General features: G+C 64.7%; 23 protein-coding genes. 18 read left to right on the top strand and 5 right to left on the bottom strand.

The genetic code is table 11. The features are described 5' to 3' along the window. The first annotated feature begins 65 nt into the window (after positions 1-65). The 4 genes from lipA (at position 66) to BLEFHOIH_RS00210 (ending at position 2,215) form a co-directional block, all read left to right on the top strand. Entirely contained in the window at positions 66-1,031 is a 966-nt protein-coding gene (gene lipA, locus BLEFHOIH_RS00220; protein ID WP_088342482.1) for a lipoyl synthase, read from the top strand. A gap of 140 nt (positions 1,032-1,171) precedes the next feature. Continuing rightward, positions 1,172-1,342, top strand: coding sequence for an AAA family ATPase (locus BLEFHOIH_RS27115; RefSeq protein WP_245296803.1), 171 nt, complete (start codon positions 1,172-1,174; stop codon positions 1,340-1,342). After that, positions 1,339-1,695: a hypothetical protein gene (locus tag BLEFHOIH_RS00215; RefSeq protein WP_245296802.1), complete on the top strand. Its 357-nt coding sequence runs from the start codon at positions 1,339-1,341 to the stop codon at positions 1,693-1,695. The genes BLEFHOIH_RS27115 and BLEFHOIH_RS00215 overlap by 4 nt, the downstream gene beginning before the upstream one ends. Then, complete coding sequence (locus tag BLEFHOIH_RS00210; RefSeq protein ID WP_088342481.1) at positions 1,682-2,215, top strand: DUF2199 domain-containing protein; 534 nt, start codon at positions 1,682-1,684, stop codon at positions 2,213-2,215. The genes BLEFHOIH_RS00215 and BLEFHOIH_RS00210 overlap by 14 nt, the downstream gene beginning before the upstream one ends. A gap of 7 nt (positions 2,216-2,222) precedes the next feature. Here the strand turns inward: BLEFHOIH_RS00210 and BLEFHOIH_RS00205 are convergent, their stop codons facing one another. Next, positions 2,223-2,834 carry a LysE family translocator gene (locus BLEFHOIH_RS00205; protein WP_170936922.1) on the bottom strand — a complete coding sequence of 204 codons (612 nt, stop codon included), beginning with the start codon at positions 2,832-2,834 and terminating at the stop codon, positions 2,223-2,225. Positions 2,835-2,986: 152 nt separating this feature from the next. On the opposite strand from BLEFHOIH_RS00205, the gene BLEFHOIH_RS00200 reads away from it, so the two are divergent. Further along, entirely contained in the window at positions 2,987-3,514 is a 528-nt protein-coding gene (locus BLEFHOIH_RS00200) for a type II toxin-antitoxin system RatA family toxin (RefSeq protein ID WP_088342479.1), read from the top strand. Here the strand turns inward: BLEFHOIH_RS00200 and BLEFHOIH_RS00195 are convergent. Further along, entirely contained in the window at positions 3,483-3,998 is a 516-nt protein-coding gene (locus tag BLEFHOIH_RS00195) for a CinA family protein (protein WP_088342478.1), read from the bottom strand. The two genes, BLEFHOIH_RS00200 and BLEFHOIH_RS00195, sit on opposite strands and share 32 nt — an antisense overlap. Positions 3,999-4,254: 256 nt before the next feature. Beyond that, positions 4,255-5,439 carry a bifunctional 2-C-methyl-D-erythritol 4-phosphate cytidylyltransferase/2-C-methyl-D-erythritol 2,4-cyclodiphosphate synthase gene (locus tag BLEFHOIH_RS00190; RefSeq protein WP_088342477.1) on the bottom strand — a complete coding sequence of 395 codons (1,185 nt, stop codon included), beginning with the start codon at positions 5,437-5,439 and terminating at the stop codon, positions 4,255-4,257. A 279-nt stretch (positions 5,440-5,718) separates the two neighbouring features. Here BLEFHOIH_RS00190 and BLEFHOIH_RS00185 point away from each other — a divergent pair, with 279 nt between their 5' ends. The 7 genes from BLEFHOIH_RS00185 to hflX all read left to right on the top strand — a co-directional run bounded on the left by BLEFHOIH_RS00185 (position 5,719) and on the right by hflX (position 15,282). Next, the gene (locus BLEFHOIH_RS00185; RefSeq protein ID WP_245298224.1) at positions 5,719-6,795 is read left to right on the top strand and encodes an ATP-binding protein; all 1,077 of its coding nucleotides are present in this window, start codon (positions 5,719-5,721) and stop codon (positions 6,793-6,795) included. A 2-nt stretch (positions 6,796-6,797) separates the two neighbouring features. Further along, the gene (gene ntrC / locus BLEFHOIH_RS00180; RefSeq protein ID WP_088342475.1) at positions 6,798-8,240 is read left to right on the top strand and encodes a nitrogen regulation protein NR(I); all 1,443 of its coding nucleotides are present in this window, start codon (positions 6,798-6,800) and stop codon (positions 8,238-8,240) included. Between the two features lie 260 nt (positions 8,241-8,500). Continuing rightward, positions 8,501-11,056 (top strand): PAS domain-containing sensor histidine kinase, encoded by a 2,556-nt coding sequence (locus BLEFHOIH_RS00175; protein WP_170936921.1) that lies wholly within the window; start codon positions 8,501-8,503, stop codon positions 11,054-11,056. Continuing rightward, entirely contained in the window at positions 11,046-12,443 is a 1,398-nt protein-coding gene (locus BLEFHOIH_RS00170; protein ID WP_088342473.1) for a sigma-54 dependent transcriptional regulator, read from the top strand. The genes BLEFHOIH_RS00175 and BLEFHOIH_RS00170 overlap by 11 nt, the downstream gene beginning before the upstream one ends. 120 nt (positions 12,444-12,563) lie before the next feature. After that, positions 12,564-13,442, top strand: a complete 879-nt coding sequence (locus tag BLEFHOIH_RS00165; protein ID WP_088342472.1) for a D-amino-acid transaminase — start codon at positions 12,564-12,566, stop codon at positions 13,440-13,442. 148 nt (positions 13,443-13,590) lie between these two features. After that, on the top strand, positions 13,591-13,845 hold the full coding sequence (gene hfq / locus BLEFHOIH_RS00160; RefSeq protein ID WP_088342471.1) for an RNA chaperone Hfq: 255 nt from the start codon (positions 13,591-13,593) through the stop codon (positions 13,843-13,845). Continuing rightward, the gene (hflX, locus tag BLEFHOIH_RS00155; RefSeq protein ID WP_245296801.1) at positions 13,846-15,282 is read left to right on the top strand and encodes a GTPase HflX; all 1,437 of its coding nucleotides are present in this window, start codon (positions 13,846-13,848) and stop codon (positions 15,280-15,282) included. 311 nt (positions 15,283-15,593) lie between these two features. Here the strand turns inward: hflX and mazG are convergent, their stop codons facing one another. Next, a complete protein-coding gene (gene mazG, locus BLEFHOIH_RS00150) occupies positions 15,594-16,400 on the bottom strand; it encodes a nucleoside triphosphate pyrophosphohydrolase (protein WP_088342635.1) in 807 nt (268 codons plus the stop codon). A 199-nt stretch (positions 16,401-16,599) separates the two neighbouring features. Then, positions 16,600-18,123: a leucyl aminopeptidase gene (locus BLEFHOIH_RS00145; RefSeq protein WP_088342470.1), complete on the bottom strand. Its 1,524-nt coding sequence runs from the start codon at positions 18,121-18,123 to the stop codon at positions 16,600-16,602. A gap of 254 nt (positions 18,124-18,377) precedes the next feature. On the opposite strand from BLEFHOIH_RS00145, the gene lptF reads away from it, so the two are divergent. The 6 genes from lptF (at position 18,378) to rsmA (ending at position 26,119) form a co-directional block, all read left to right on the top strand. After that, positions 18,378-19,535, top strand: coding sequence for an LPS export ABC transporter permease LptF (gene lptF / locus BLEFHOIH_RS00140; protein ID WP_088342469.1), 1,158 nt, complete (start codon positions 18,378-18,380; stop codon positions 19,533-19,535). Between the two features lie 19 nt (positions 19,536-19,554). Then, positions 19,555-20,646 carry an LPS export ABC transporter permease LptG gene (lptG, locus tag BLEFHOIH_RS00135; protein WP_088342468.1) on the top strand — a complete coding sequence of 364 codons (1,092 nt, stop codon included), beginning with the start codon at positions 19,555-19,557 and terminating at the stop codon, positions 20,644-20,646. A gap of 171 nt (positions 20,647-20,817) precedes the next feature. Then, positions 20,818-22,971: an LPS-assembly protein LptD gene (locus tag BLEFHOIH_RS00130; protein ID WP_170936920.1), complete on the top strand. Its 2,154-nt coding sequence runs from the start codon at positions 20,818-20,820 to the stop codon at positions 22,969-22,971. Positions 22,972-23,142: 171 nt separating this feature from the next. After that, a complete protein-coding gene (locus tag BLEFHOIH_RS00125) occupies positions 23,143-24,237 on the top strand; it encodes a SurA N-terminal domain-containing protein (RefSeq protein WP_088342466.1) in 1,095 nt (364 codons plus the stop codon). Continuing rightward, on the top strand, positions 24,234-25,277 hold the full coding sequence (gene pdxA, locus BLEFHOIH_RS00120; protein ID WP_088342465.1) for a 4-hydroxythreonine-4-phosphate dehydrogenase PdxA: 1,044 nt from the start codon (positions 24,234-24,236) through the stop codon (positions 25,275-25,277). Before BLEFHOIH_RS00125 ends, pdxA begins: the two co-directional genes overlap by 4 nt. Beyond that, positions 25,274-26,119 (top strand): 16S rRNA (adenine(1518)-N(6)/adenine(1519)-N(6))-dimethyltransferase RsmA, encoded by an 846-nt coding sequence (gene rsmA / locus BLEFHOIH_RS00115; protein ID WP_088342464.1) that lies wholly within the window; start codon positions 25,274-25,276, stop codon positions 26,117-26,119. The genes pdxA and rsmA overlap by 4 nt, the downstream gene beginning before the upstream one ends. Positions 26,120-26,777: the final 658 nt, after the last annotated feature.

The following is a 26,777-nucleotide window of genomic DNA, read 5'->3' as shown; positions in this document are numbered from 1 at the left end:
GGCTTTCATATTGCCCGGCTCCGGCTTATCTTAAGCGCGAACGCGAGGCACATCCGGAAATCTCCATGGTCACCATTCTCGACACGCGCGGCAAGGGCGCAGGCGCGCTCCGGCATCCCGAAAAGGCGAACCGCCCGGATACGCCCGTCATGCGCAAGCCGGACTGGATCCGCGTCAAGGCGCCGGGCTCCGCCGGCTACCGCGAGACGGCGGGCATCATCCGCGCGCATGGGCTGACCACCGTGTGCGAGGAGGCCGGCTGCCCCAATATCGGCGAGTGCTGGGAGAAGAAGCACGCCACCATGATGATCATGGGCGACACCTGCACCCGCGCCTGCGCCTTCTGCAACGTCAAGACCGGCATGCCCGGCGCGCTCGACGCCGCCGAGCCGCAAAAAGTCGCCGATGCGGTGGCCAAGCTCGGCCTGTCGCATGTCGTCATCACCTCGGTCGACCGCGACGATCTGAAGGACGGGGGCGCCGCCCATTTCGCCGCCGTGATCCGCGCGACGCGCGCCGCCTCGCCCGCCACGACGATCGAAGTGCTGACGCCCGATTTCCTGCGCAAGGACGGCGCGCTTGAGATGGTGATCGAGGCGCGCCCGGACGTGTTCAACCACAATCTGGAAACCGTGCCCTCGCACTATCTGACCATCCGCCCCGGCTCGCGCTATTTCGCCTCGCTGCGGCTTTTGCAGAAGGCCAAGGAGCTTGATCCGGCGGTGTTCACCAAGTCGGGCATCATGGTGGGCCTGGGCGAAGAGCGGAACGAAGTGCTGCAATTGATGGACGATCTGCGCACGGCGGATGTCGATTTCCTGACCATCGGGCAGTATCTGCAGCCGACCCGCAAGCACGCCGCCGTCGCCAAATTCGTGACGCCTGACGAGTTTGCGGGCTATGAGAAGATGGCGTATGGCAAAGGCTTCCTGATGGTCTCGGCGAGCCCGCTGACGCGCTCCTCCTACCACGCCGGCGACGATTTCGCCCGCCTGCGCGCCGCCCGCGAGGCCCATCTGGCGCGGCGGTAGTCTCCGGGCTCCACGCTCCCCTCCCTACGAAATCACCGCGAAGGCGGGGATCCAGTACGCCGCAGCATTTGGCGTAGGGCAGAGCGAGACCGCCATCTCCGTGATTACTGGATCCCCGCCTTCGCGGGGATTTCGAAAAATTGGGGGTCACCATGCAGCGCGTGCTGGTTCTCGGCTGCTCCGGCAGCGGTAAATCCACATTGGCGCGCCGTCTCGCCGCCGCGCACGGCCTGCCGCTGATCGACCTCGACCGCGAGCACTGGCGCCCGGGCTGGGTCGAGCCTCGAAAGCCGAATGGCTGGCGCGCGTGACCGAACTCAGCGCCGGATCGCGCTGGGTGATGGACGGCAATTACACCGGCAGCCTGCCGATCCGCCTGCCCCGCGCCGACACCGTCGTCTGGCTCGATCATCCGCGCCATCGCTGCGTCCGGCGCGTGCTCTGGCGGACGGCGAGGAGCTATGGCCGCCAGCGCGAGGGCGGCCCGGACGGCTGCCCGGAACGGTTCGACCTCGAATTCCTGCGCTATATCTGGAATTTCCGCGCGCAGCACCAGCCCAAACTCGTCGCCGCGCTCGAAGAATTCGGTTCACACGCCAGGCTGCGCAGGCTAGCAACCGACCAAGACGGAGAAAGGCTGAGGGAAGATCATGCCGCATTATGAAGCGATGGATGGCTTGTCGTTCGTATGCCCGCAGTGCAAGCAGCGCCACACAGGGCTTCCGGCGCTGGCCTGTGGCGAACCGGCAGCATTCCTTGGCGAGCCTGGCCACGAGCGGCCGGTCGAGAGGTTCGGAGACGACTTCTACGTTGTCGAGGGCCAGGATTTCTTTGTGCGGGTGGTATTGGAGATCCCGATTATCGGCCAAAACCAAAATTTGGAATGGGGCGTCTGGGGCTCGCTCAGCCCTGCCAATTTCCAGCGCTACTGGGACAGCTTCGAGGACAACGATCAGAGCAAGCTCGACAGCATGTTCAGCTATTTGAGCAACGAAATCCTCGGCTACCCCGGCAGTCTCGGCCTGCCCGCCTGCCTGTTCCATCGCGACAACAGGCTGCGCCCGCTGCTCCTGCTCGACCCGGATCGCGACCATCCGCTGGTGCACGACCAGAAGCATGGCATAACCGCCGCCCGCGCCATCGAACTGGCCATGCCCGTCCTGCATCCGCAGGGCGGGGCTTAGCCCGCCGTCAGCGGCTCGCCACCGCGACCGCCGACCCCGCGATCAGCAGCGCCGAGCCGCGATTGATGGCGCGGCGGTTGGCGGTGCGGCCGAGAAAGGCGCGCGCTTTCGCCGCCAGCAACGCCCAGGCGCCGAAAACCACGATGAAGGTCAGGGAACTCGCCGCGATCACCAGCGCAAAATCCGGCAGCGACAAATTCTGGATGGGCAAAATGCTCGGCACGACGGCGCTGAAGAACACCAGCGCCTTCGGATTGCTGAGCGAGACCAGCAGGCCCGTCACTATGCCCGCGCGGCCGCTTGGCGCGGGCGCCTCCTCTGCACTCGCCTCCGTGACGGGCGCCGTCCACAGGCTCCAGGCCAGATAGAGCAGATAGGCGACGGCGCCGATCTTGATCAGGATGAAGGCCGCGCCGAGCGCCAGGGCCAGCGCGGCAAGGCCGGTCGCGGCGGCGGTCATCCAGACCGCATGGCCAAGAATGAGGCCGAAAACCACGCGGAAAGCGCGCCCGAGACCCTGGCCGATGCCGGTCGCTACGATCGCCGCGATATCCGGGCCGGGGATCGCGGCGGCGGCGGCCAGGATCAGGATAAAACCGAGCAAATCATGCCAGCTCATCGCCATTTTCCTCACTGCTTGGATCGGCTGCCGGCGCGCCCGCCGGACCCGCCACTGTTTTAATCTGGAAATTGCGCGCCATGTATGAAATTCCATCGAGGCGAAATGGCTGACGGTCCGGTCGGCTGAACTTTTGGAGCCGAGTAGGAAGCGTGCCGCAATTTCAAACCAGCCGCCGCGTCGCCCATAGCGCGACCGACATGTTCGACCTCGTCGCCGATGTGGAGCGCTATCCGGAATTCGTGCCGCTCTGCGAGTCCTTGAAACTCATCGGCCGCACCCGCGACGCCGCCGGCCACGATGTCATCACCGCCCGCATGACGGCGGCCTACAAGATGCTGCGGGAAAGCTTCACCAGCCGCGCCGTGCTCGACCGCGAGGCGAAGGTGATCCGCGTCGCCTATCTCGACGGCCCGTTCCGCCGGCTGGAGAATGTCTGGACCTTCAAGCCGCTCGGCGATGAGAGCTGCGATGTCGGCTTCAGCATCGCCTATGAATTCCGCTCGATGATCCTGCAGACGCTGATGGGCGCGGCGTTCGACAAGGCCTTCCGCAAATTCGCCGCCGCTTTCGAGGAGCGGGCGGACAAGGTCTACGGCAAGAAGTCCTCCGCGCGGACCGGCGTGCAGCCAGCCCCGGACCTGCCGCTCAAAGCGACGCCGCCTGCAGAAGCATCCTGAAGGCCGTCGCGACCGATTCCTCACGCACTTCCGCCCGGCCGATATCGCCGAAATTCTCTTCATGATGCAGGGCGCGGAAATCGAGCTGCTCGCGCGAGACCGAGACCCGCTTGGCGATGGCGAAATGCACGAGGCCGACGGGCTTGTCCGCCGAGCCGCCGCCCGGTCCGGCAATCCCTGTCACCGAGACGGCGAGGCTCGCTTTCGAGCGCCACAGCGCGCCCGCCGCCATGGCCAGCGCCACCTGCCGCGACACCGCGCCGAATTCGGCGATCATCTGCGCGTCGACGCCGAGAAGTTCGATCTTGGCGTCATTGGAATAGGTGACGAAGCCGCGCTCGAAAATGTCGGAGGCGCCTGCGATGTGGGTGAGGTAGGCGGCGACGAGGCCCCCGGTGCAGGATTCGGCGGCGGCGATGGTGAAGTCGTTGGCGCGGCAGAAATCCAAGACCGCTTGCGCCTGCATGACCAGCTTTTCGCGCATGGCTTTAGCCTTTCTCGATGGAGACATATAGGGGTGGGAACGCCGATCCGTCGAGGAGATCATAGGCCGTGCGCGCGCTGACCGTCACCTTTGCACAATCCCGGAGGTCTCTCATCCGTCGCCCCGGCCGTCAGAGCCGGGGCCCACTCGCCTCTCCTCTTGCCGCAGCGCCCGCGGATCGATGATTGGGTCCCGGCTCACCGCTTCGCGGTGTCCGGGACGACGAGAGGGGGGCATCCCACCCGCAATCCTCAGACTACGCCTTACCCAGCTCAACCGTCGCCGAGGCCATCGCGGCGATGCCCTCGCGCCGGCCGGTAAAGCCGAGACCTTCCGTCGTCGTCGCCTTCACGCTCACGCGGGCGACGTCGATGCCCAAAATCCCCGCGACCCGCTCCCGCATCGGCTCGCGATAGGGGCCGATCTTGGGCCGCTCGCAGATCAGCGTCACGTCGACATTGACGATGCGCCCGCCGGCTTCAGCCAGGAGCTTGGCCGTATGCGCCAGGAACACGCTCGAGTCCGCGCCCTTCCATTGCGGGTCGCTGGGCGGGAAATGATGGCCGATATCGCCCGCCCCGATCGCGCCGAGCAGCGCGTCGGTCAGCGCGTGCAGGCCGACATCGGCGTCGGAATGGCCGGCGAGCTTGCTGTCATGCGGCACGGAGACGCCGCAGAGGATGACCTGATCGCCCGGCTCGAAGGCGTGCACGTCGAAGCCGGTGCCGTTGCGTATCTCGCGCAAGGGCGCCTCGCTCGCAAGAATCCGTTCGCCCAGCTCGAAATCCTCCATGGTGGTCAGCTTGATGTTGCGCTCCGCGCCCAGAACCAGCGCGACGTCCATGCCGTGCCATTCGGCGATGGCGGCGTCGTCGGTGAAATCGTCGCGGCCGACGGCTGCCGCCACGCGGTGCGCCTCCAGGATCGCCGGGAAGCGAAAACCCTGCGGCGTCTGCGCCCGCCACAGCCCGGCGCGGCTGATGGTGCGGGAGACGAGCCCGTTGCTCTCGGCCTTCAGCGTATCGGACAAGGGCAGGGCGGCAAGGCTCGCCGCGGAATTGGCCAGGCTTTCGATCACCCGCCCGATGGCGGCGGCGGGAACGAAGGGGCGGGCGGCATCGTGGATCAGCACATTGTCCGGCGCGCGTTCCTCCAGCGCGTCGAGGCCGGCGAGCACGGATTGCTGCCGGCTCGATCCGCCATCGACCGGCGGCAGCAGCTTGGGCGAGGGCAGGGCGCTTGCAATTTCATCATAGAGCGCGCGGTCGCCGGGATGGATGACGGCCTGGACCAGATCGATGCCCTCATGGCCCAAAAAGGCGGCAAGCGTGCGTGCCAAAACGGCTTGGCCGCCGACCGGCAGATATTGCTTGGGGCGCATCTCGGCGCCCGCGACGCGGGTGCCGCGTCCGGCGGCGACGATGATGGCGGCGTTGCGCATAAAATAGCGGCCCTGCTTAGGGAAAGGCGTGTGCGGTGTTGCGCCACACCTAGCGGGAAGGGCGGCGCTTGCCAACGAAATAGCGATGCTGCAGTGCGAGATAAATTGTAATGACAATGCAACCACGTTTGCTATTATGCCTATCGAATAGTCGCATTTACGGAATGCTGACTTTTTGGGCATCTGAACAGGGTCAACCGCGGCTTGGCACGCTTGGAAACGAAAGAACGCAGAACTCCGCCCCCGTTTAGCGGGATCGCATCGATCGCACCGGATATTTTGCTGCACGCCTTGCCGCATCCGGTGCTGGTACTGCGTCAGGACGATCGCATCACCTATGTCAATTTCGCCGCCGAAGTGTTTTTCGGCATGAGCGAGAATGTCCTGCGCCGCCGCAAGGCCGAGGCGTTGGTCGCCTTTGCCAGCCCGCTCTTGGCGCTGATCGCGCAAGTCCGCCAGACCAACACCGCCGTCAATGAATATGCCGTGGACCTCGGCATGCCCGATACGGCCAGCCAGCGCCCGGTCGACGTCTTCGCAGCGCCCCTGCCCGAATATGAGGGCCATATCATCGTGATGCTGCAACAGCGCAGCATGGCCCAGATGATCGAGCGCCAGCTCACCCACCGCGGCGCGGCGCGCTCGGTGTCGGGCATGGCGGCCGTTTTGGCGCATGAGATCAAGAACCCGCTTTCCGGCATTCGCGGCGCCGCCCAGCTCCTGGAGCAGGGCGCCTCGCTCGAGGACCGTCCGCTCGCCCAGCTCATCTGCCGCGAGACCGACCGCATCTGCACGCTGGTCGACCGCATGGAAGTGTTCGGCGATGAGCGGCCGCTGAAGCTGGAGCCGGTCAACATCCACACCGTGCTCGACCATGTCCGCCAGCTCGCGCTGAACGGCTTTGGCCGCGGCATCGTCATCTCGCAGAATTACGATCCGTCGCTGCCGCCGGTGCCGGGCAATCGCGACAAGCTGATCCAGGCCTTCCTCAATCTGGTCAAGAACGCCGCCGAGGCCATCGGTCCGGGGCGCAATGACGGCCAGATCATGCTGTCGACCGCCTTCCGGCCGGGCCTGCGCATTTCCCTGCCGAACTCCGAGACGCGGGTCAGCCTGCCGCTGGAGATCACCGTCACCGATAACGGGCCTGGCATTTCGGACGAGCTGAAGCCGCATCTGTTCGAGCCCTTCGTCACCACCAAGGCCGGCGGGGCAGGGCTCGGCCTCGCGCTGGTCGCCAAAATCTTCGGCGACCATGGCGGCACCATCGAATGCGAGACCAAGGCGCGGCAGACCGTCTTTCGGGCGATGATGCCGATGTATCAAAGCGCCGACCGGCGCGTGAAGGAGACCTGACCGTGGGACGTGGCAATGTTCTCATCGCCGATGACGATGCGGCGATCCGCACGGTCGTCAACCAGGCACTCGCCCGTGCGGGCTACTCATCGCGCGCGACCAGCAACGCCGCCACCTTGTGGAACTGGGTCAGCCAGGGCGAAGGCGATGTCGTCATCACCGACGTGGTGATGCCGGACGAAAACGCCTTCGAGCTGATCCCGCGCATCAAGAAGATCCGGCCCGACCTGCCGATCATCGTGATGAGCGCGCAAAACACCTTCACGACAGCCATCAAGGCCGCCGAGCGCGGGGCTTACGAATATCTGCCGAAACCCTTCGACCTGAAGGAGCTGGTGGCCGTGGTCGGCCGGGCGCTGCGCGAGCCCAAGGGCGCCAAATCCGCCGCCCAGCGCCCGCCCGAGGCCGAGGACCTGCCGCTGATCGGCCGCTCGCCCGCCATGCAGGAAGTCTACCGTATCATGGCGCGGCTCATTCACACCGACCTGACCGTGATGATTACGGGCGAGTCCGGCACCGGCAAGGAGCTGGTCGCCCGCGCCCTGCATGATTACGGCCAGCGCCGCAAGGGCGCCTTCCTCGCCATCAACATGGCCGCCATCCCGCGCGAGCTGATCGAGTCCGAGCTGTTCGGCCATGAGAAGGGCGCCTTTACCGGCGCGCAGGCCCGCACCATGGGCCGCTTCGAGCAGGCCGATGGCGGCACGCTGTTCCTCGACGAAATCGGCGACATGCCGATGGAGGCGCAGACGCGGCTGCTGCGCGTCCTCCAGGAGGGCGAATATATGACCGTCGGCGGCCGCACGCCGATCAAGACCGACGTGCGCATCATCGCCGCCACCAACAAGAACCTCGAGGAGCAGATCAGCCAGGGCCTGTTCCGTGAGGACCTGTTCTACCGCCTCAACGTCGTGCCGCTGCGCCTGCCGCCCTTGCGCGAGCGCCTCGAGGACGTGCCCGACCTCGTGCACAACTTCCTGCAGACCGCCAAGAAGACCGGCCTGCCCTGGAAGACCTTGCAGCCCGACGCCTTCGAACGGCTGAAGCGCTATAGCTGGCCGGGCAATGTGCGCGAGCTCGAAAATCTCGTCCGCCGCCTGACCGCGCTCTATTCGCAGGAAGTCATCACCGCCGACATCATCGAGGCGGAACTGGCCACCAGCCAGCCCTCGCGGCTCGACACGTCGGACGGTCCGGCCAACAGCCTCAGCGAATGGATGGAAGGCTATCTGTCCGACTATTTCGGCGGCTATGGCGATACGCTGCCGCCCGCCGGCCTTTACGACCGCATTCTGCGCGATGTCGAGAGCCCGCTGATCACGGCGGCGCTGGCGGCGACGCGCGGCAACCAGATCCGCGCGGCTGAACTTCTCGGCCTCAATCGAAACACCTTGCGAAAAAAGATCAAGGACCACAAAATCCGCATCGTTCGCGCTCCGGTCTGACAAGAGGCGAGGGCGGGTATGGATTTTCCACCGGAAGATCCGCTCCGCCCTGAACACAAGACGCGAATCCCGCAGGAGAAATGTTCTCCATCTGCCTAGTTCCGTCTTATTTTTTCCGCAGTCATCGCGGAATCTGTTTCCGAATTGCCACAGGGTGTTTATGCTGCACCAGTCGCAGCCGCTTCGGCACGGGCGGCTGGTGAGGGAGCTATTTGTCAGACAATATGCCATCACTTCGCTCGCGATGGAGGGATTCCGCTTTGCTATCGGTCATCACGCCGTGGTTTGAGCGGCTGGCCGCCCTGCTGGTCTCGATCCGCGGACGCGGGGCGGAGCACCTTGCTCCCTTGTCGGCCTCGACGGGCAAGGCGCGCGAACGCGCCCGTCTGCGGCTGGCGCGGCTGTCGGACAGAGGACGGCCGGTGGCGCGCCGGCTCCGGCGGCGGCTCTTGCGGGGGCAGGTTGCCTTGCGCAAAAGCGTGCGACGGGCAGGCGCCGCGGCGGTTCCGTCCTATGACGACGACAACGACCAGGCGCCATTTCAGACCGGCACCGGGATGTTCCGTGCCGGGCTGGTCATCGTCATTCTCTCGCTGATATCGGGTCTGCTGACCTATCTCGTGCTTGCGGGTTTCACCGCGATCCAGCCAACCCGCGACGTCACCGTCATCGTATGGCTGATCAACGGCGTGCTGGTGACGGCGATGATCGCGATCATCGCCTATCAGGTGATCGGGCTATGGGCCGCGCGCAAGCGGCAGGCGGCAGGCGCCGGCCTGCATGTGCGCATCGTCAGCCTGTTCAGCCTCGTCGCGCTGTTTCCGGCCATTCTTCTTGCCGTCTTCGCCAGCATTTCGCTCGACCGCGGCCTCGACCAATGGTTTTCCGAGCGCACCAAGAGCATCATTCGCGAGAGCGTCAACGTCGCCAAAGCCTATCTGAGCGAGCATGGCAAGATCCTCGGCGCGGACGCCGTCGGCATTGCGCGGGATCTTGAGAATGCGGCGCAGCTCATGCAGGACAATCCGGAGGATTTCCAGCGCTATGGCGCTGCTCTGGTGGTCGAGCGGGGGTTGAACTATGCCTATCTGATCAATGGCGCCGGCCGGCCCGTCGTCGAGCTCATCAAGGACCCGCGCGCGCCCTTCTATCCGCCGCCGCCGGAAGCGCTCGCCCGCGCCAGCAACGGACGCATCGCCGGCCTCAGCGATCTCGAACGCATCGTCGCCATCAAGAAGCTGGGCGGGTTCGATGATCTCTATCTCTATGTGCTGCGCCCCGTCGATCCGACGGTGATCGGGCATCTGACGCGCACCGACAACAATGTGAAGGAATATGCCGCCCTCGCCCAGGGCCGCACGGGGCTGCAGATCGCCTTCGCGATGATGTATGTGGTCATCGCGCTGACCTTGCTGCTGGCGGCGATCTGGATCGGCCTGTGGTTCGCCAACCGGCTGGTGACGCCGATCAGACGCCTGATCGGGGCGGCGCAGGAGGTCTCCCGCGGCGATCTCAACGTCACCGTGAAGGTGGAGAGCCCGCGCAGCGACATGGGCCAGCTCGGCGCCACCTTCAACCGCATGACCACCGACCTGCGCAGCCAGCGCAATGCCCTGATCGACGCCAATATCAAGTTGGACGAACGCCGGCGCTTCACCGAGACCGTGCTCGCCGGCGTGACGGCGGGCGTCATGGGCGTCGACGCCCATGGCGTGGTGACGCTGGTCAACAGTTCCGCGCTCAAGCTTCTGGGCCGGTCCGAGGCCGAGCTGATCGGACGCCCGATCGAGGACGCGGTTCCGGAATTTGCCGCCATCGTGGCGAAGGTGCCCGGCCATACCCGCCGCGCGGTGCAGGCGCAGATCACCTATCGCCGGGCCGGTTCCGACCTCACCTTCTCCGTGCGCGTGACGCAGGAGGGCAGCGGCAAGAAGAATTACGGCTTCGTCGTCACCGTCGACGACATCACCGAACTGGTGGTCGCGCAGCGCACCTCGGCCTGGGCAGAAGTCGCCCAGCGCATCGCGCATGAGATCAAGAACCCGCTGACGCCGATCCAGCTTTCCGCCGAGCGCATCCGCCGCAAATACGGCGATTCGATCAAGGTCGACCGCGAAATCTTCGACCGCTGCACCGACACCATCATCCGGCATGTCGGCGACATCGGCCGTATGGTTGATGAATTCTCTTCCTTCGCCCGCATGCCCAAGCCCGTCTTCGAGGAGCATGACGCCCCCGCCATCGTCAAGGAGGCGGTCATCCTGTTCCAGATGAGTAACTCCGAGGTCGAGTACCGGATGGAGCTGCCGGAAAAGCCGCTAAAGATCGACTGCGACCGAAGGTTGATCACGCAGGCCGTGACGAATCTGGTTAAGAATGCGGGCGAGGCGATTGCCACCGCGCGCCAGTCCGGCCAAAAAGGCGAGAATTATCACGGCCGCATCATCGCCCGGGTCGTGGAGCACGGCACGCGCTGCATCATCGAGGTTGAGGACAATGGCTGCGGCCTGCCCTCCGAAAACCGGCACCGGCTGACCGAACCCTATGTCACCACGCGGCAGAAGGGGACGGGCCTCGGCCTTGCCATCGTGCAGCGCATTGCCGAACAGCATGAAGGGCTGCTCGAACTCGACGACGCCCATGACGAGACCGGCGCGGTCACGGGCGCCATCGTCAGAATGGTGATCCCGATCCGCCGCGCCATCGAGGCGGGCGAAATTACGGACGTTCCGGACATGCGCGGCGACGCTTTCGCCGAGGAGCAATCGAAACTCCGCCAAGCGGGCGGAAAACAGGGAGTAAGCTATGGCGTCTGACATCCTGATTGTGGACGACGAGGCCGATATTCGCGAACTGGTCTCCGGCATCCTTGAGGATGAGGGCTATGCCACGCGCCTCGCCAAGGACAGCGACGAAGCGCTGAACGCCATCGAGGAGCGGCGCCCTTCCCTGGTCATTCTCGATATCTGGCTGCAAGGCAGCAAGCTTGACGGTCTCGAAGTGCTGGCCAAGGTCAAGCGCCAGCACCCGGACCTGCCGGTCGTCATCATCAGCGGCCATGGCAATATCGAAACCGCCGTCGCGGCCATCAAGCGCGGCGCCTATGACTATATCGAAAAGCCGTTCAAGGCCGACCGGCTGGTGCTGATCGCCCTGCGCGCGCTCGAGGCCTCGAAGCTGAAGCGGGAGAACCGCGAGCTGAAGGAGCGCAGCGCCTATGGCACCGAGCTGATCGGGCGCTCCAGCCTGCTCAACAGCCTGCGCCAGACCATCGACAAGGTCGCGCCGACCAACAGCCGCGTGATGATTTCGGGCCCCTCCGGCTCGGGCAAGGAGCTGGCGGCGCGGGTGCTGCACGCTTCTTCGGCCCGCACCAGCGGCCCCTTCGTCGCCGTCAATGCGGTGGCCATGGCGCCGGACCGGGTCGAGAGCGAGTTCTTCGGCACGGAAGAGCAGGGCGGCCAGCCGCGCAAGGTCGGCGCGCTCGAAGAGGCGCATAGCGGCACGCTCTATATCGACGAGATCGCCGACATGCCGCTGGAGACGCAGGGCAAACTGCTCCGCGTGCTGGTCGAGCAGAAATTCCAGCGCGTCGGCGGCGGGCCAAAGGTGCAGGTCGATGTGCGCGTGGTGTCCTCCACCAGCCGCGACCTGGAGCGCGAGATGGGGGCCGGGCGCTTCCGCCAGGACCTCTTCCACCGGCTGAACGTGGTGCCGCTGAAAGTGCCGAGCCTTGCCGACCGGCGCGAGGACATCCCGGAGCTGGTCGAATATTTCGTGCGCCAGATCTCGCTGTCCTCGGGCCTGCCGCCGCGCCGCATCGGCGACGACGCCATGGCCGTGCTGCAGTCGCATGAATGGCCGGGCAATGTCCGCCAGCTCCGCAACATCATCGAGCGCCTGATGATCATGACCAGCGGCGAGACGGACAGCGTCATCACCGCCTCAATGCTGCCGGAGGACATCGGATCCAACGTCCCTTTATCCCCAAACGGTTCCGGCGGTGAGCACCTGATGTCGCTGCCGCTGCGCGACGCCCGCGAGATCTTCGAGCGCGAATATCTCATGGCGCAGATCAACCGTTTCGGCGGCAACATCTCGCGCACCGCCGAATTCGTCGGCATGGAGCGTTCCGCCCTGCACCGGAAATTGCGGGCGCTCGGCGTCAATTCCAATGAGCGCGGCTCCGACGTCCGGCACTAGCGGGCGCTCGGTAAACCAGACCGGCTCGACTTACGGGCGGCGGGATTTTTCTCCCGTCGGCCTTGAAATATTGACTTGCGGCAACGATGATCTCGCTGGGGCTGCAAGAGGGGTATGCGGATGGCGCGAGTCGTTTATGTCAACGGGTCTTATTCGTCCTATGGCGAGGCCTGCGTGCATGTCGAGGATCGGGGCTTTCAGTTCGCTGACGGCGTCTATGAAGTCTGCGAGGTGAAGGCCGGCCGCCTGATCGACGAGCGCCGCCATATCGACCGGCTGCACCGCTCCCTGTCGGAGCTTAGGATGAAAGTGCCGATGGGCCGCGCGGCGCTCGGCATCGTCCTGCGCGAGACGGTGCGCCGCAACCGGGTGCGCGACGGGATGGTCTATCTCCAGGTCACGCGCGGCGTGGCCAAGCGCGATTTCGCCTTCCCCTCCGACGACACCGCGCCGACGCTGGTCTGCCTTGCGCGCAGCGGCTCGCCCGCCGCCGCCGAGAAGCGCGCGAGCGCCGGCATCAAGGTCATCACCACCCCCGACATCCGCTGGCGCCGCCCCGACATCAAGACGGTCGGCCTGCTGCCGCAGGCGCTCGCCCGCCAGGCCGCTTACGACGCCGGCGCCAAGGAAGCCTGGCTGGTCGACGACAATGGCTTTGTGACGGAGGGCGCCTCCTGCAATGCCTGGATCATTACGCCGGAGAATGCCATCATCACGCGGCCTGCCGAGACGGGGATTCTGCGCGGCATCACCCGCACGGTGGTGGTCGACCTTCTCGGCAAGGAGGGTTTTGAACTGATCGAGCGGGCGTTCAGCGTCGAGGAGGCGAAGGCCGCCCGGGAGGCGTTCAACACCTCCGCGACAGGGATCGTCACGCCGGTCATCGCCATCGACGGCACGCCGGTCGGCGACGGCAAGCCCGGCCCCCTCGCCTTGCGGCTGCGCCAGCATTTCCACAATTTTGCGGAACAGTCTCCGCTTCGCGCTTTGTTAAGGTAAGGGCGACAAGCTTCACTCAATATTTTTCGATGTAACCAGTTAGGGCAAAAAATGACAAAATGGGGCGATAAGCTCTAATACTGACGTCTAACCAGATCCTATAATGCGAGCGGGACCAACCGCCGCCTCAACAAAAAACGGAAAAAACATGGCCGCCGAAAGAGCACCTAGCCTTCAAGACACTTTTCTCAACTATGTCAGGAAACATAAGACGCCCCTCACGATCTTTTTAGTGAACGGCGTAAAGCTACAAGGCATCGTGACCTGGTTCGATAATTTCTGTGTCTTGCTCCGCCGCGACGGGCACTCGCAACTCGTCTACAAACACGCCATTTCTACCATCATGCCGGGGGGACCGATCCAATTGCTCGACGGCGACCAGAATGGAGGAGCGTCAACTTAGTTGACAGCCTCACGCGCAAAGACCAGCGGAGACAGCAAGGACACGCGCCGGCGTGGGGCTTCGAGCGAAGCCGCGCCGCGCGATCCCATGCGCGCGATCGTGCTGCATCCGGTGTTCCGCGAGGATGTGAAGGCGACGCGCGGCCAGCGTTCCGCCGACGGACATGCCTCCACCCGCAAACCCGTACCGCCCGAAGCCCGGCTTGAAGAGGCCGTCGGCCTCGCGCGCGCCATCGCGCTCGACGTGGCGCTGAGCGGCCTCGTGCCGATCCCGCGTCCGCGCCCCGCGACCCTGTTCGGCTCCGGCAAGGTCGAGGAATTCAAGGGCATCGTCGAAGCCGAACGCGCCTCGCTGGTCATCGTCGACCATGCGCTCACCCCCGTGCAGCAGCGCAATCTCGAGCGCGAATGGAACGCCAAGGTGCTCGACCGCACCGGCCTCATCCTGGAGATTTTCGGCGCCCGCGCGCGCACCAAGGAAGGCGGGCTTCAGGTCGAGCTGGCGCATCTGCTCTATCAGCGCAGCCGCCTCGTGCGCAGTTGGACCCATCTGGAGCGCCAGCGCGGCGGCTTCGGCTTTCTCGGCGGCCCCGGCGAGACCCAGATCGAGGCCGACCGGCGCGTCATCGGCGAGCGCATCGACGCCATCAAGCGCGACCTCGGCGCCGTCCGCCGCACCCGCGAATTGCATCGCGCCAGCCGCCGCCGCACGCCGTTTCCGACTGTGGCGCTGGCGGGCTATACCAATGCCGGAAAATCCAGCCTGTTCAATGTGTTGACCAAGGCGGACGTGGTCGCTGAGGACAAGCTGTTCGCCACGCTCGACCCGACCATGCGCCGCATCGAGCTGCTCGGCGGCGTCGCCATCCTCTCCGATACGGTCGGCTTCATCTCCGAATTGCCGACGACGCTGGTCGCCGCCTTCCGCGCCACGCTGGAGGAAGTGTCCGGCGCCGACCTCATCCTGCATGTCCGCGACATCGCCACCACCTATTCCGATCAGCAGAAGGAGGATGTGGAGGGCGTGCTGGCCGGTCTCGGCGTCGAAATCGGCGGCCACGAGGCCAAGATCGTCGAAGTCTGGAACAAGATCGACCTGCTCGGCGAGGAGGAGCGGCAGTTTCTGGCCAGCCAGGCCGCCCGGCTCGATCCGCAGCCGATGCTGGTCTCGGCCCAGACCGGCGCGGGTTTGCCGGAGCTGAAGCGGCGCATCGCGGATTTCCTGGCCTCGAGCCATGTCGTGCGCGTGCTCACGATCGGCTCCGGCGAAGGCGCGCTGCTGCACTGGCTGTATGAGCGGGCGCAAATCCGCAGCCGCCGGGACCACGAGGATGGGACGACGGAGATCGAGGTGCGCTTGGCGGCGGCCGACCTGGAGCGCTTCGAGTTCATGCGCGGCAAGCTGGCGGCGGAGAGCGGGGCAGGGCAGGAGGCTTGAGCGGAGATGAGGGTTCACGCGGGTCACCTCGTCGATAAAAGCCGACCGCACCCTCATACTTGTCATTCCCGCAAAAGCGGAAATCCAGTACTCAGCAGCGCTCGCGTTTAGACAATCCCTCAAGGCGAAGTTTGCTTTTTTACTGGATCCCCGCTTTTGCAGGGATGACCATAAAGCTCGTCGCCCCGGCCGTCAGAGCCGGGGCCCACTCGCCGAACGGCTGGGCCGAGTCTCGCGGATATATGATTGGGTCCCGGCTCGCTGCTTCGCAGCGTCCGGGACGACGGAGAGGGTGAAACGAACTTCTGCCCTCACCCCTTCTCCACCCTCTTCGCCTCGAGCCAAAGCGCTTCCATCTCCTCGAGCGTTGCCTGTTCGGGCGCGCGGCCTTGCGCCTTCAGCGCCGCTTCGATATGCGCGAAGCGCCGGGCGAATTTACGGTTGGCGGAATGAAGCGCGGCCTCCGGGTCGATGTCGAGGCGGCGGGCGAGGTTCGCCAGCACGAACATCAGGTCGCCGAATTCTTCCTGCATTTCAGCTTGCCGGCCGCCGCGCAATTCTTCGTAGAACTCGGACAGCTCTTCCCAAACCTTGGCGAAGATCTGCTCGGTTTCCGGCCAGTCGAAGCCGACTTTTGCCGCGCGGCGCTGGATTTTCACCGATCGCGTGAGGGCAGGGAGGTTTAGCGGGATGCCCTCCAGCACGCCTTCAGGCGCGGGCGCCTCGCCGCCGGCCGCCGCGCGTTTCGCCTCGGCCTCTTGCGCTTTGATGCGGTCCCACAGACCGGGCACCCGCACGGCTTCCCGCGTCTCCTCATCACCGAACACATGCGGATGCCGCCGGATCATTTTCCGCGCGATGCCATCGGCGACGGCGTCGAAATCGAAGCGGCTGTCCTCCTTCGCCATCTGCGCGTGATAGACGACCTGCAGCAGTAAATCGCCCAATTCGTCTTTTAGATCAATGAGATCGCCGCGCGCGATGGCATCGGCGACCTCATAGGCTTCCTCGATCGTGTAGGGGGCGATGGTGGAAAAATTCTGCTGCTTGTCCCAGGGGCAGCCGCGCTCGGGATCGCGCAGCACCGCCATGATGGCGATGAGGTCGCCGAGCGTCATCGGCGCCTCGCCCGCGCTCTTGGCCGCCAGCCGCGCGATCGCCTCGGCGGCTCCGGCCGTCTCGTCCATGCCTGTCATCGATCGCCGCCGCCTCGCCACACCAACCGCGCGCAAGGCCGAAAAATTACACTTGACGCGCCGTTAACGCCGATTCGCATAAGGTGTATTATGGAAAACGAGCTCCTGTTGCGCACGAGCCTCACGCGGTCTCGTAAAATTTGCGGGCGAGCCGGTCGAGCAGCATGACGCCGTAGCCGGAGCCCCAGCTCGTGTTGATGTCGGTCGCGGGCGAACCCATCGCGGTGCCGGCAATGTCCAGATGCGCCCAGGCGACGCCCGGCTTGACGAATCGCTGCAGGAATTGCGCGGCGGTGATCGAGCCGGCGTCGCGGCCGCCGATATTCTTCATGTCCGCGACCTTGGAATTGACCTGCTTGTCATATTTGGGGTCGAGCGGCATCCGCCAGACCTTTTCACCCGACTCGCGCCCCGCCGCGGTCAGTTGCTCGGCCAGCGAATCGTCATTGGAGAACAGGCCGGCATGTTCCTTGCCGAGCGAGACGATGATGGCGCCGGTGAGCGTCGCCAAAGTCACCATGGCGCGCGGCTGGAACTGCTCCTGCGCGTACCACATCACATCGGCGAGCACCAAACGGCCCTCCGCGTCGGTGTTGATGACTTCGACGGTCTGGCCGGACAGCGTCGTGACGATGTCGCCGGGGCGCTGGGCGGTGCCGCTCGGCATGTTCTCGGTCAGGCCGATGATGCCGATGGCGTTGACGGGGGCCTTGCGCGCCGCGAGCGACAGCATGACGCCGGTGACGGCGGCCGCCCCGCCCATGTCGCCCTTCATGTCCTCCATGCCGGCGGCCGGCTTGATCGAGATGCCGCCCGTGTCGAAGCAGACGCCTTTTCCCACGAAAACCAATGGCTTGGCGTCCGTTTGCGCCGCGCCGCGCCAGCGCATGATGGCGACGCAGCTCGGCTGCGCGCTGCCCTGCCCCACGGCGAGCAGCGCCCGCATGCCGATCACGCCGAGCCGCTCCTGGTCGAGCACCTCGACCTCGAGCCCCTGCCCTGCCAGCTCGGCGACGCGGCGGGCGAACTCGTCCGGAAACAGCACATTGGCCGGCTCGTTGACGAGGTCGCGGGCCAGCATGACGCCGTCGCCGACGGCCTTCAGCGCGGCGAAATGGCTGGCGGCCTCGTCCGCCTGCCGGGTCAGGATGCGCAGCGACGACAGATTATTGGTATCTTCGTCTTCTTCGTCCGCTTCTTTCTTTTTACTCTTGTATTTCTTGAATTCATAGCCGCGGAGCATGATGCCGAGCGCCACCAGCGCCACGTCCTTCCCCGGGATGACGCCGCCGTCGGCCAGCTCGAGCACCACGTCGGCGGCGTTCGCGCGGGCCGCGATCAGCCGCGCCCGGATGCGCCCGCCGAGCGCCAGCCAGTCGGTCTCGGTGAATTTGGCCGCGCTGCCGAGGCCGACGACCAGCAGCCGGTCGAGATCGAGGCCGGACGGTGCGACGAGATCGAGAAACGCCTTCTTGCCGCCGGTGAATTTGGCGATGCCGGCCGCCTTGGAGACGATGCCGCCGGAGCGGGCGTCGAGCGCCCGGAGCGCGGGGCCGAACGCCTTGTTCTGCTCGCTGAACAGCACGCAGACCTTGGCCTTGATGTCGTCTGAGCCGGCAAATTGAATGTCTAAGGCTTTCGTCATGGATCGTCTCACCTCATCGCCGCAAATGGCGGCTGAGCATCGTGAAAAAAGACCGCCGCCGCATCCGGCCCGGCGCGAACAGAACGGATGGCGCTGAGGGAATTAAGCACTGGCGTGGCTGGAGCGTTTACTCTACACAAGCTGCACGCCATTTCAACGTCCAGTGATGCTTAGCCGAAAATCCGCCATTATACCGTGCGACCGCAGGTGGTGGCGCCGGCAATCCGGCGCGTGAACCCCGGCGACATGTTCTCATGGATATTATCGGCCGCTATATTTTCCGCCAGACGGCCACGTCGCTGGCCACGATTCTGATCACGCTGACGCTCATCGTCTGGATGACGACGGCGCTGCGGCAGATTTCGCTCGTCACCAATCAGGGCCAGAGCTTCTGGATTTTCATCAAGATCACGCTGCTGGCGATGCCCAATCTGATCGCCATCGTGGCGCCGGTCGCGCTTCTGATCTCGGCGCTGCATTCGCTGAACCGGCTGAGCGGCGACAGCGAGCTGATCGTGCTGTCGGCTTCGGGCTCCAACACCTGGCGGGTGATGAAGCCCTATCTGCTCCTGGGCATCATCGTTTCGATCTTCACCATGGCGTCCAACGCCTATCTGGCGCCGCAGTCGATGCGGATCCTGCGCGATTACGCCATCAAGGTGCGCACCGACCTGATCTCGCAGGTGCTCCAGCCGGGCAAGTTCTCCTCGCCCGAAACCGGGCTCACCATCCATATCGCCGAGCGCGCCGCCAATGGCGACCTGCTCGGCCTCGTCATCCATGACGAGCGCGACCCCAGCCAGATCATGACCTATCTCGCCGAGGAGGGTCATATCACCAAGCAGGAGGACGGGCGCGCGCTGCTCATCATGCGCAACGGCCATATCCAGCGCCAGAACGGCGCGACCAAGGCCGTGCAGATCGTGGTTTTCGACAGCTATCTGTTCGACATCAGCCAGTTCGGCCCCAAGGAAGGCCCGCGCGATTTCAAGCCGCGCGAGCGCTTTATGGAGGAGCTGTGGGACCCCGATGTCAACGACCCCTTCTATAAGGCGCAGGCCGGCAAATTCCGCTCCGAGCTGCATGACCGGCTGTCCAATCCGCTCTATCCGATCCTGTTCGTGCTGATCGTCGGCGTTTATCTGGGCTTTCCCCGGACGACTCGCGACAGCCGGATGCAGAGCCTGTTCGCCGGCTTTGCCGTGGCGACGGTGCTGCGAATCATCGGGCTCGCCGGCGTGAACATGGCGGCCAAGGACGGCAATACCGGGCTCATGGTGCTCTGGGGCGTGCCGATCGCCGGCATCATCATCACGCTGATCATGATCCATTTCGAAATCCGGCCGCCATCGCTGCCGAGCTTCTCCCTGCGGCTGTGGCCGCGCGCCAAGCTGGCGAGCCGGCCGACTTGAAACGGCCAAGAAGAGCAAGATGAACGCAGTCAATACATTAGGCCGATATTTCGCCACGCGGCTGTTCGTCATGATCCTGGTGGTCTATGGCGTCTGCATCATGCTGGTGTTTTTCATCGATTTCGTCGAGATGATGCGCGAGGCGAGCAAGGTCGAGGTCTCCGCCGGCGAGGTGGTGTTCCTCACCCTGCTGCGCCTGCCCGGCTTTGCCGAGCTGATGATTCCCTTCGCCGTGCTGATCGGCTCGATCGGCGCCTTCCTGATGTTGAGTCGCTCGTCGGAACTCGTGATCGTGCGCGCCTCGGGCATCTCGATCTGGCAGTTCCTGCAGCCGGCCATGCTGCTCGCCGCGCTCGTCGGCGTGTTCGCCAGCACCGTCTACAACCCGTTGGCGGCAAAGGCGAAATTGGCGTCCGAGCAGATTTTTGCCACGTCCTTCGCGGCCAAGGGCGGCGGACAAAGCAAGAACGGAACTTCGTCGTGGATTCGCCAGGACGGCCCCGACGGGCAGTCGATCATCTACGCGCGGGCCACCGCAAATCGCGGCACTTTGCTGGCCGGGTTAACGCTGTTGCAATTTGATCTCAACAAAAAATTTATTGAGAGAATCGAAGCAGATAAGGCGAATTTGCGGCCCGGTTATTGGGAGCTGGAGAACGCTAATGTTTCCAGTTCAGGCAATGCGCCGCAACATTACAACAGGTATTTGGTCAGCACATTTCTCGACGCTAGCCAAGTAACGGAGAGCGTGGATACCGTGGAGGGCGTAGATTTCTGGGAGCTTCCTAAGTTTATAGAGTTTGCCAAGAAAGCCGGCGTCGATACGACTGCGTATAGTCTCTATTATCAGCAGCTCCTGGCACGGCCGCTGCTGATGGTCGCGATGGTGCTTCTGGCGGCGACTTGCGCGCTCAAACCCTTTCGTTTCGGCAAGATCCAGACTATGGTGATCGCCGGGTTGAGCGGGGGCTTCGGCTTTTTCATTCTAGTCGAGTTGTCGCGCAAATTGGGCATGTCCGGTTATATAACCGTGGGGGTGGCGGCATGGGCGCCGATAGTCATAGCCAGCTTGCTGGCGGTGACCGTCCTGCTGCATCAGGAGGACGGCTGACGTATGGGATTTAAGGCTTTGCATGGGGGACGCAAGCCTTCTTCGGCGGCGATGTCGATTCGGACACGCCTCGGGCTCTCGTTCAGTAGAGTAAGCGGAGCGGCGTTAGCCTCCGCACTGGGCGTGGTGCTGTTGCTGGGTGCTGTTGCGCCGGCTGCCGCCAAGGAAGATATGCTGAAGCCGCAGATCGGCAATAACGAAACCAATCAGCCCCTGCTGCTGCAGGCGGATGAGCTTGTCTATGACAAGAAGAACAACAGTGTCATCGCCAAGGGCAATGTCGAGGTTTACTACAAGAACAACGCGCTGCAGGCCGACCGCCTGATTTACGACCAGACCGCCAATACTCTGAACGCCAGCGGGCATGTTCGGATCAAGGAGGCGGATGGCGCGGTGGTCAATGCCGACCAGATGACCTTATCGAGCGATTTCCGCGACGGCTTCATCCGGTCCTTCAAGGCCGTGACGAAGGACGAGATGCGAATCGCCGCCTCCAGCGCCGTCCGCAAGGACGGCAACACCACCGTTTTCGAAAAGGGCGTGTTCACGCCTTGCAAACAATGCGTGGAGAAGCCGGACGCGCCGCCGATCTGGAGCATCAAGGCGAACAAGATCACCCATGTGAAGGACGAGGGTAACGTCTATTTCGAAGACGGCGTCTTCGAAATGTTCGGCGTGCCGCTGGTCTGGGTGCCGTATTTCTACTATCCCGATCCGACCGTGAAGCGCCGCTCCGGCTTCCTGACGCCGGAATTCAGCAATTCGGACGATCTCGGCCTGACGGTCGGGGTGCCCTATTATTACGCCCTGTCGCCGAGCGCGGATCTGACCGTCACGCCGGTGGTGACCACCGAGGCCGGCTTCCTGCTGAAGACCGACTGGCGCCAGCGCCTGTCGACCGGCAGCTACCGCGTCGAAGCGGCCGGCGTGTTCGACGACGATCCAGATGACAGCACCCGGCGCGACAGCGAATTCCGTGGCAGCATCGTCACCAAGGGCGAATTCGAGCTCGGCTCGTTCTGGAAATGGGGCTGGGATGCGACGCTCGAAAGCGACGACACCTTCCGCCGTTTCTACAAGCTCGACAACATCTACGACACCGACCGGATTTCGACCGTCTACCTCGTCGGACAGAGCGACCGGAACTATTTCTCGGCCAATCTGTATAATTTCGGCGGCTTGACGGCGGACGACCAGGCGCAGTCGGACTCCACGGTCCACCCGTCCATCGACTATAATTACATCTTCGGCGAGCCGGTGCTCGGCGGCGAACTCAGCTACGACGCCAATGTGCTGAGCCTGTCGCGTGACAATGGCGGCGACGTCAACCGCATCGTCAATCAGGTCAAGTGGCGCCGGTCGTTCAACGATTCGATCGGCGAGATCGTCACGCCCTTCATGCAGGCGCGCGGCGATATCTATAAGACCACCAGCTTCGACGACGCCATTTCGTCCGACGAGCGGGAAGACGGCACGACCGCCTTCCGCGGCACGGCGGTCGCCGGCGTGGAATACCGGTTTCCCTTCGTGAAGCACACGGAGAACGCCACCCATGTCATCGAGCCGATCGCCCAGGTGATCGCCCGCCCCGATATCAAGGACCAGGGCGAGATCCCGAACGAAGACGCGCGCAGCCTGGTGTTCGACGACACGCTCTTGTTCGATATCGACAAGTTCTCGGGCTATGACCGTATCGAGACCGGCACCCGCGCCAATGTCGGCGTGCAGTACACGATCGACACCAATGGCGGCTGGAATGCCCGGGTCGTCGCGGGTCAGAGCTATCAGATCGCCGGCGAAAACTCGTTCGGCGCCGATACCGGCCTGTCGAATACCGAGTCCGACTATGTGGCGGGCGTGTATCTCGACCTGTCGAAGAACCTGCAATTCGTGTCGCAGGTGCGCGTCGGCGAGGACGATCTGGAGATTAAGCGCCAGGATCTGCAACTGACCGGCTCCTACGGACCGTTCATGCTGTCGGCCAATTACGTCGATGCCAAAGCCCAGCCGGCTCTCGGCTTCGACGAAGAGCGCGAGGAAGTCGCGGCGCTTGCGGCGATCAAGGTGGCCGACCATTGGACGCTGTTCGGCGACATTCGCTACGATCTCGACGAAGACCAGGTGGTTCGCAACAGCATCGGCCTGAAATATGCCGACGAGTGCTTCATGCTCTCGGTCACCTATATCGAGTCGAACGTCGAGGACGGCGAAATCAAGCCCGACCAGACGGTCCTGGTGCGCTACAATCTGCTGCAACTCGGTGGCAACGAAAGCCGTACCGACACAATCGGCACATTCTCGTCGGAATCGCCGATTATTAAATAAGCGTATGGCGCAAAAACCCGCCACCCTATATGGGTGGAGGCAACATTGAGCTGGAAAAGGTTAACGCGAGGTTGAGAAGGCCTCGCGAATCCCCCAAGCTCAATGGCGCTAGAGGGTTTTTGGCCGCCTGGGGCGGCCTGACCATTGCCAACGCATGGCGGATCTCTGACTATGACTCTCAGACCGAACACTGCCCATGGCTCATGGCCGTTGCGGTTCGTCCTCTTCGGGCTCTTGCTGCTGGCCCATTTGCCGGGCGCGATGGCGCAGAGTGTCGTCGTGCTGGTCAATGACGAGCCGATCACCAGCTACGACGTCGCCCAGCGCCAGCGCTTCCTCGCCCTGACCGGCGGTCTGGGGGACAAGGTCCGCGCCAAGCTGCAATCCGAGGAAACCAAGGCGGCCTTTAAGGCCTATATGACCGAGCAGCGCCCGCAATCGCGCGAGGAGGCGCAGGAGCTGCAGAAGAAATTCGTCGCTAAGCTGCAGCAGGACGTCGTCGCCTCGTCGAGCGGCTCCAAGCGCCAGGAGGCCATCGACCAGCTCATCGAAGAGCGGTTGATGATGCAGGAAGCCAGGGCGCAGAAGATCTCCGTCTCCGATGCCGACGTCAACGAATCGCTGACCCGCATGGCCAAGGGCGGCGGCCGCGACGCCAGCCTGGAGGAATTTCTGGGCCAGTTCCAGAACCAGGGCGTCAACCCCTCCACCTTGCGCGAGCGCATCCGCGCCCAGACCGCCTGGCGCGAGGTGATCCGCCGCATCTACGGCTCGCGGGTGCAGGCGGCGGTGTCCCGCGTCGATAACACGGCGCCGGCCGAGGCCGATTCCGGCACGCTGGTCGATGTCGAGATCGTCAAATTCACGCTGCCGGCCAATGCCGACCAGAATGTCTTCGCCAAGCGCCTCGTCGAGGCCGAGGCGATCCGCAAGGGCTTTTCCACTTGCCCCGCCCTCGTCGCCCAGATTAAAGGCAAGACGGGCATCACGGTGCAAAGCCTGCGCAAGGCCAATCTGAAGGATTTCTCCGGTGATGTCCGCGCCGCGCTGGTGAAGGCCAAGCCCGGCGAGATGACGCCGCCGGTCATCAATGGCGGCAATATCGAATCGCACGCCGTCTGCACGAAACAGGTCTCCGTCGCCAGCGGCAAGTCGGAGAAGAAGGACGAGAGCAAGGACAGGATGCAGGAGGAATTTCAGCTTTATTCCCGCCGGCATTTGAAGGACATGAAAGACCGCGCCTCGATCAAATATCTCAGCAAGTGAGCCGGCCGAGCGCCGCTCCCAGGCCCCTTGCGCTGACCTGCGGCGATCCCGCCGGGATCGGCCCGGATATCACGCTGGCGGCCTGGCTCCGCCGCGAGGCGGATGCGATCGCACCCTTTGCCTTGCTGGGTGATCTGCCGCTGCTTCGGGCGCGGGCGGCGGCGCTTGGGCTGGACGTGCCGTGTGTTGCCATCGAGCGCATCGGCGAGGCGGTTTCGGTCTTCCCGAAGGCGCTGCCGGTTTTGCCGGTGCCCCTGCTCGCCCCCGCCGCGCACGGCGTGCCGGAGCCGGCCAACGTCCCCGCCATCCGGACCAGCATCGAGCGGGCGGTGGAATTCACCATCGCCGGCGAAGCGCTCGGCGTCGTCACCAATCCGATCGCCAAATATGTCATGGAGGGCGGCGGCTTCGCCTTTCCCGGCCATACCGAATTTCTCGGCGTGCTCGCCGCCGAGCATGGCGCCACCGCCTTTCCGGTGATGATGCTGTGCGGGGCGGGCCTGCGCGTCGTGCCGGTGACCATCCACATCGCGCTGGCGAGCGTGCCGCAGGCGCTGACCTGTGACCTGATCGCCGAGACCGCCCGCGTCACCGCCGCCGGGCTGACGCGCTGGTTCGGCATCGCCAAGCCCCGCCTCGCCATGACCGGCCTCAATCCCCATGCCGGCGAGAGCGGCCTGATGGGCGACGAGGAGAGCCGCGTCATCGCCCCGGCGCTGGCGCTGCTCCGCCGCGAGGGCATCGACGTCACCGGCCCGCATCCGGCCGATACGCTGTTCCACGCCCGCGCCCGCGCCCGCTATGACGCCGCCATCGCCATGTATCACGATCAGGCGCTGATCCCATTGAAGACGCTGGCCTTCGACGAGGGCGTCAACGTCACGCTCGGCCTGCCCTTCATCCGCACCTCGCCCGATCACGGCACCGCCTTCGACATCGCCGGCAGCGGCAAGGCGCGGCCAGACAGCTTGATCGCCGCCCTGCGTATGGCCGCCGCGATGGCCGCCGACGACCGGGACGCGCCCGCCAGACGCCGATGACCGAGCTGCCGCCGCTCCGCGAGGTGATCCGCGAACTCGGGCTGTCGGCGAAGAAATCGCTCGGCCAGAATTTCATCCTCGATCTGAACCTGACCGCCCGCATTGCCCGCTCGGCCGGGCCGCTCGAAGGCGTGACCGTGGTCGAGATCGGCCCCGGCCCCGGCGGTCTGACCCGGAGCCTGCTCGCCGAGGGCGCGGCAAGGCTGATCGCCGTCGAGAAGGACGCGCGCTGCCTGCCCGCGCTGGAGGCCATCGCCGCGCATTGGCCCGGTCAGGTCGAGATCATCGAGGGCGACGCGCTGGACATCGACTGGGCCGCCACGCTGCTCCCCGGCGGCAAGGCGCGCATCGTCGCCAACCTGCCCTATTCCGTCGGCACGCCGCTGCTCACCGGCTGGCTCAAGACCGAGCCCTGGCCGCCCTGGTTCGACCGCATGATCCTGATGTTCCAGCGCGAAGTCGCCGAGCGCATCGTCGCCAAGCCTGGGGATAAGGCCTTCGGGCGCCTCGCTATCCTGACGCAATGGCGCTGCGAGGCGCGCATCCTGTTCAACCTGCCGCCGCGCGCTTTCGTGCCGCCGCCCAAGATCGAGTCCTCGGTGGTGGAGTTCCGCCCGCGCGCTGCCCCGCTCGACGCCGGCAGCCCTGCCATGCTGGAGCGCGTGACCGCCGCCGCCTTCGGTCAGCGCCGCAAGATGCTGCGCGCCAGTCTGAAAAGCCTGCCCGGCGCGGTCCCGCTGCTGGAGGAGCTCGGCATCGACCCTTCCGCTCGCGCCGAGCAGCTCGACATCGCCGATTTCTGCCGCCTCTCGGCTCGGCTGACGGAGCTGGCGGGAGGGTAGCGCCGGGATGGCGTGATGTGTCGGGGTGGCGTTGTGACGTTTCGAGGTGGTGTGCCGTGTCGCGCGAACACCCGTTTTTGTCATCCCCGCGAAAGCGGGATCCAGTAAAAGGCAAACTTCGTGGCTGGCTCGGTCTTAAACGTGAGCGCTGCGGCGTACTGGCTTCCCGCTTTCGCGAGAATGACACTGTGTGTTTGAGCGGCGGGCGGATTGACTGATCTGAAACGCCAGTCTTCGGACGCGAAGCCGCCCCCGACGCCGGCGACATCTCTACCCAGGGACACCCTGGCATGGATCGGTGCGGACGATGGTCCCTGCCCCATCGAGAGTTTGTAACCCCTCACCCCATCCCTCTCCCCATGGAGACCTTTGCAAAACTTCGATTCCTTCGCCCCGGCCGTTAGAGCCGGGGCCCACTCGCTTCTCCGCTTGCCGCAGCAATAGCGGAAATATGATTGGGTCCCGGCTCGGCCTGACGGCCGTCCGGGACGACGGGGAGAGGACCTTCGATACGCAAAGGTCTCCAATGGGAGAGGGAGCTCCGCCGTGCCGACTTGAAGGCTCTGCCTCCTGGGCGCATCGCGGTATATGGAATCGTTCCATAGCGCTCGCGACGATTCTTAGCCCCCGAAGGCGCCGCAGCCTTCCCTCTCCCATG

The sequence above is a fragment of the Rhodomicrobium sp. R_RK_3 genome (genome assembly GCF_002198715.1).
GTDB lineage: Bacteria > Pseudomonadota > Alphaproteobacteria > Rhizobiales > Rhodomicrobiaceae > R-RK-3.
The sequence above is the reverse complement of the archived record's forward strand: the minus strand, read 5'-3'. Positions and strand labels throughout refer to the sequence as shown.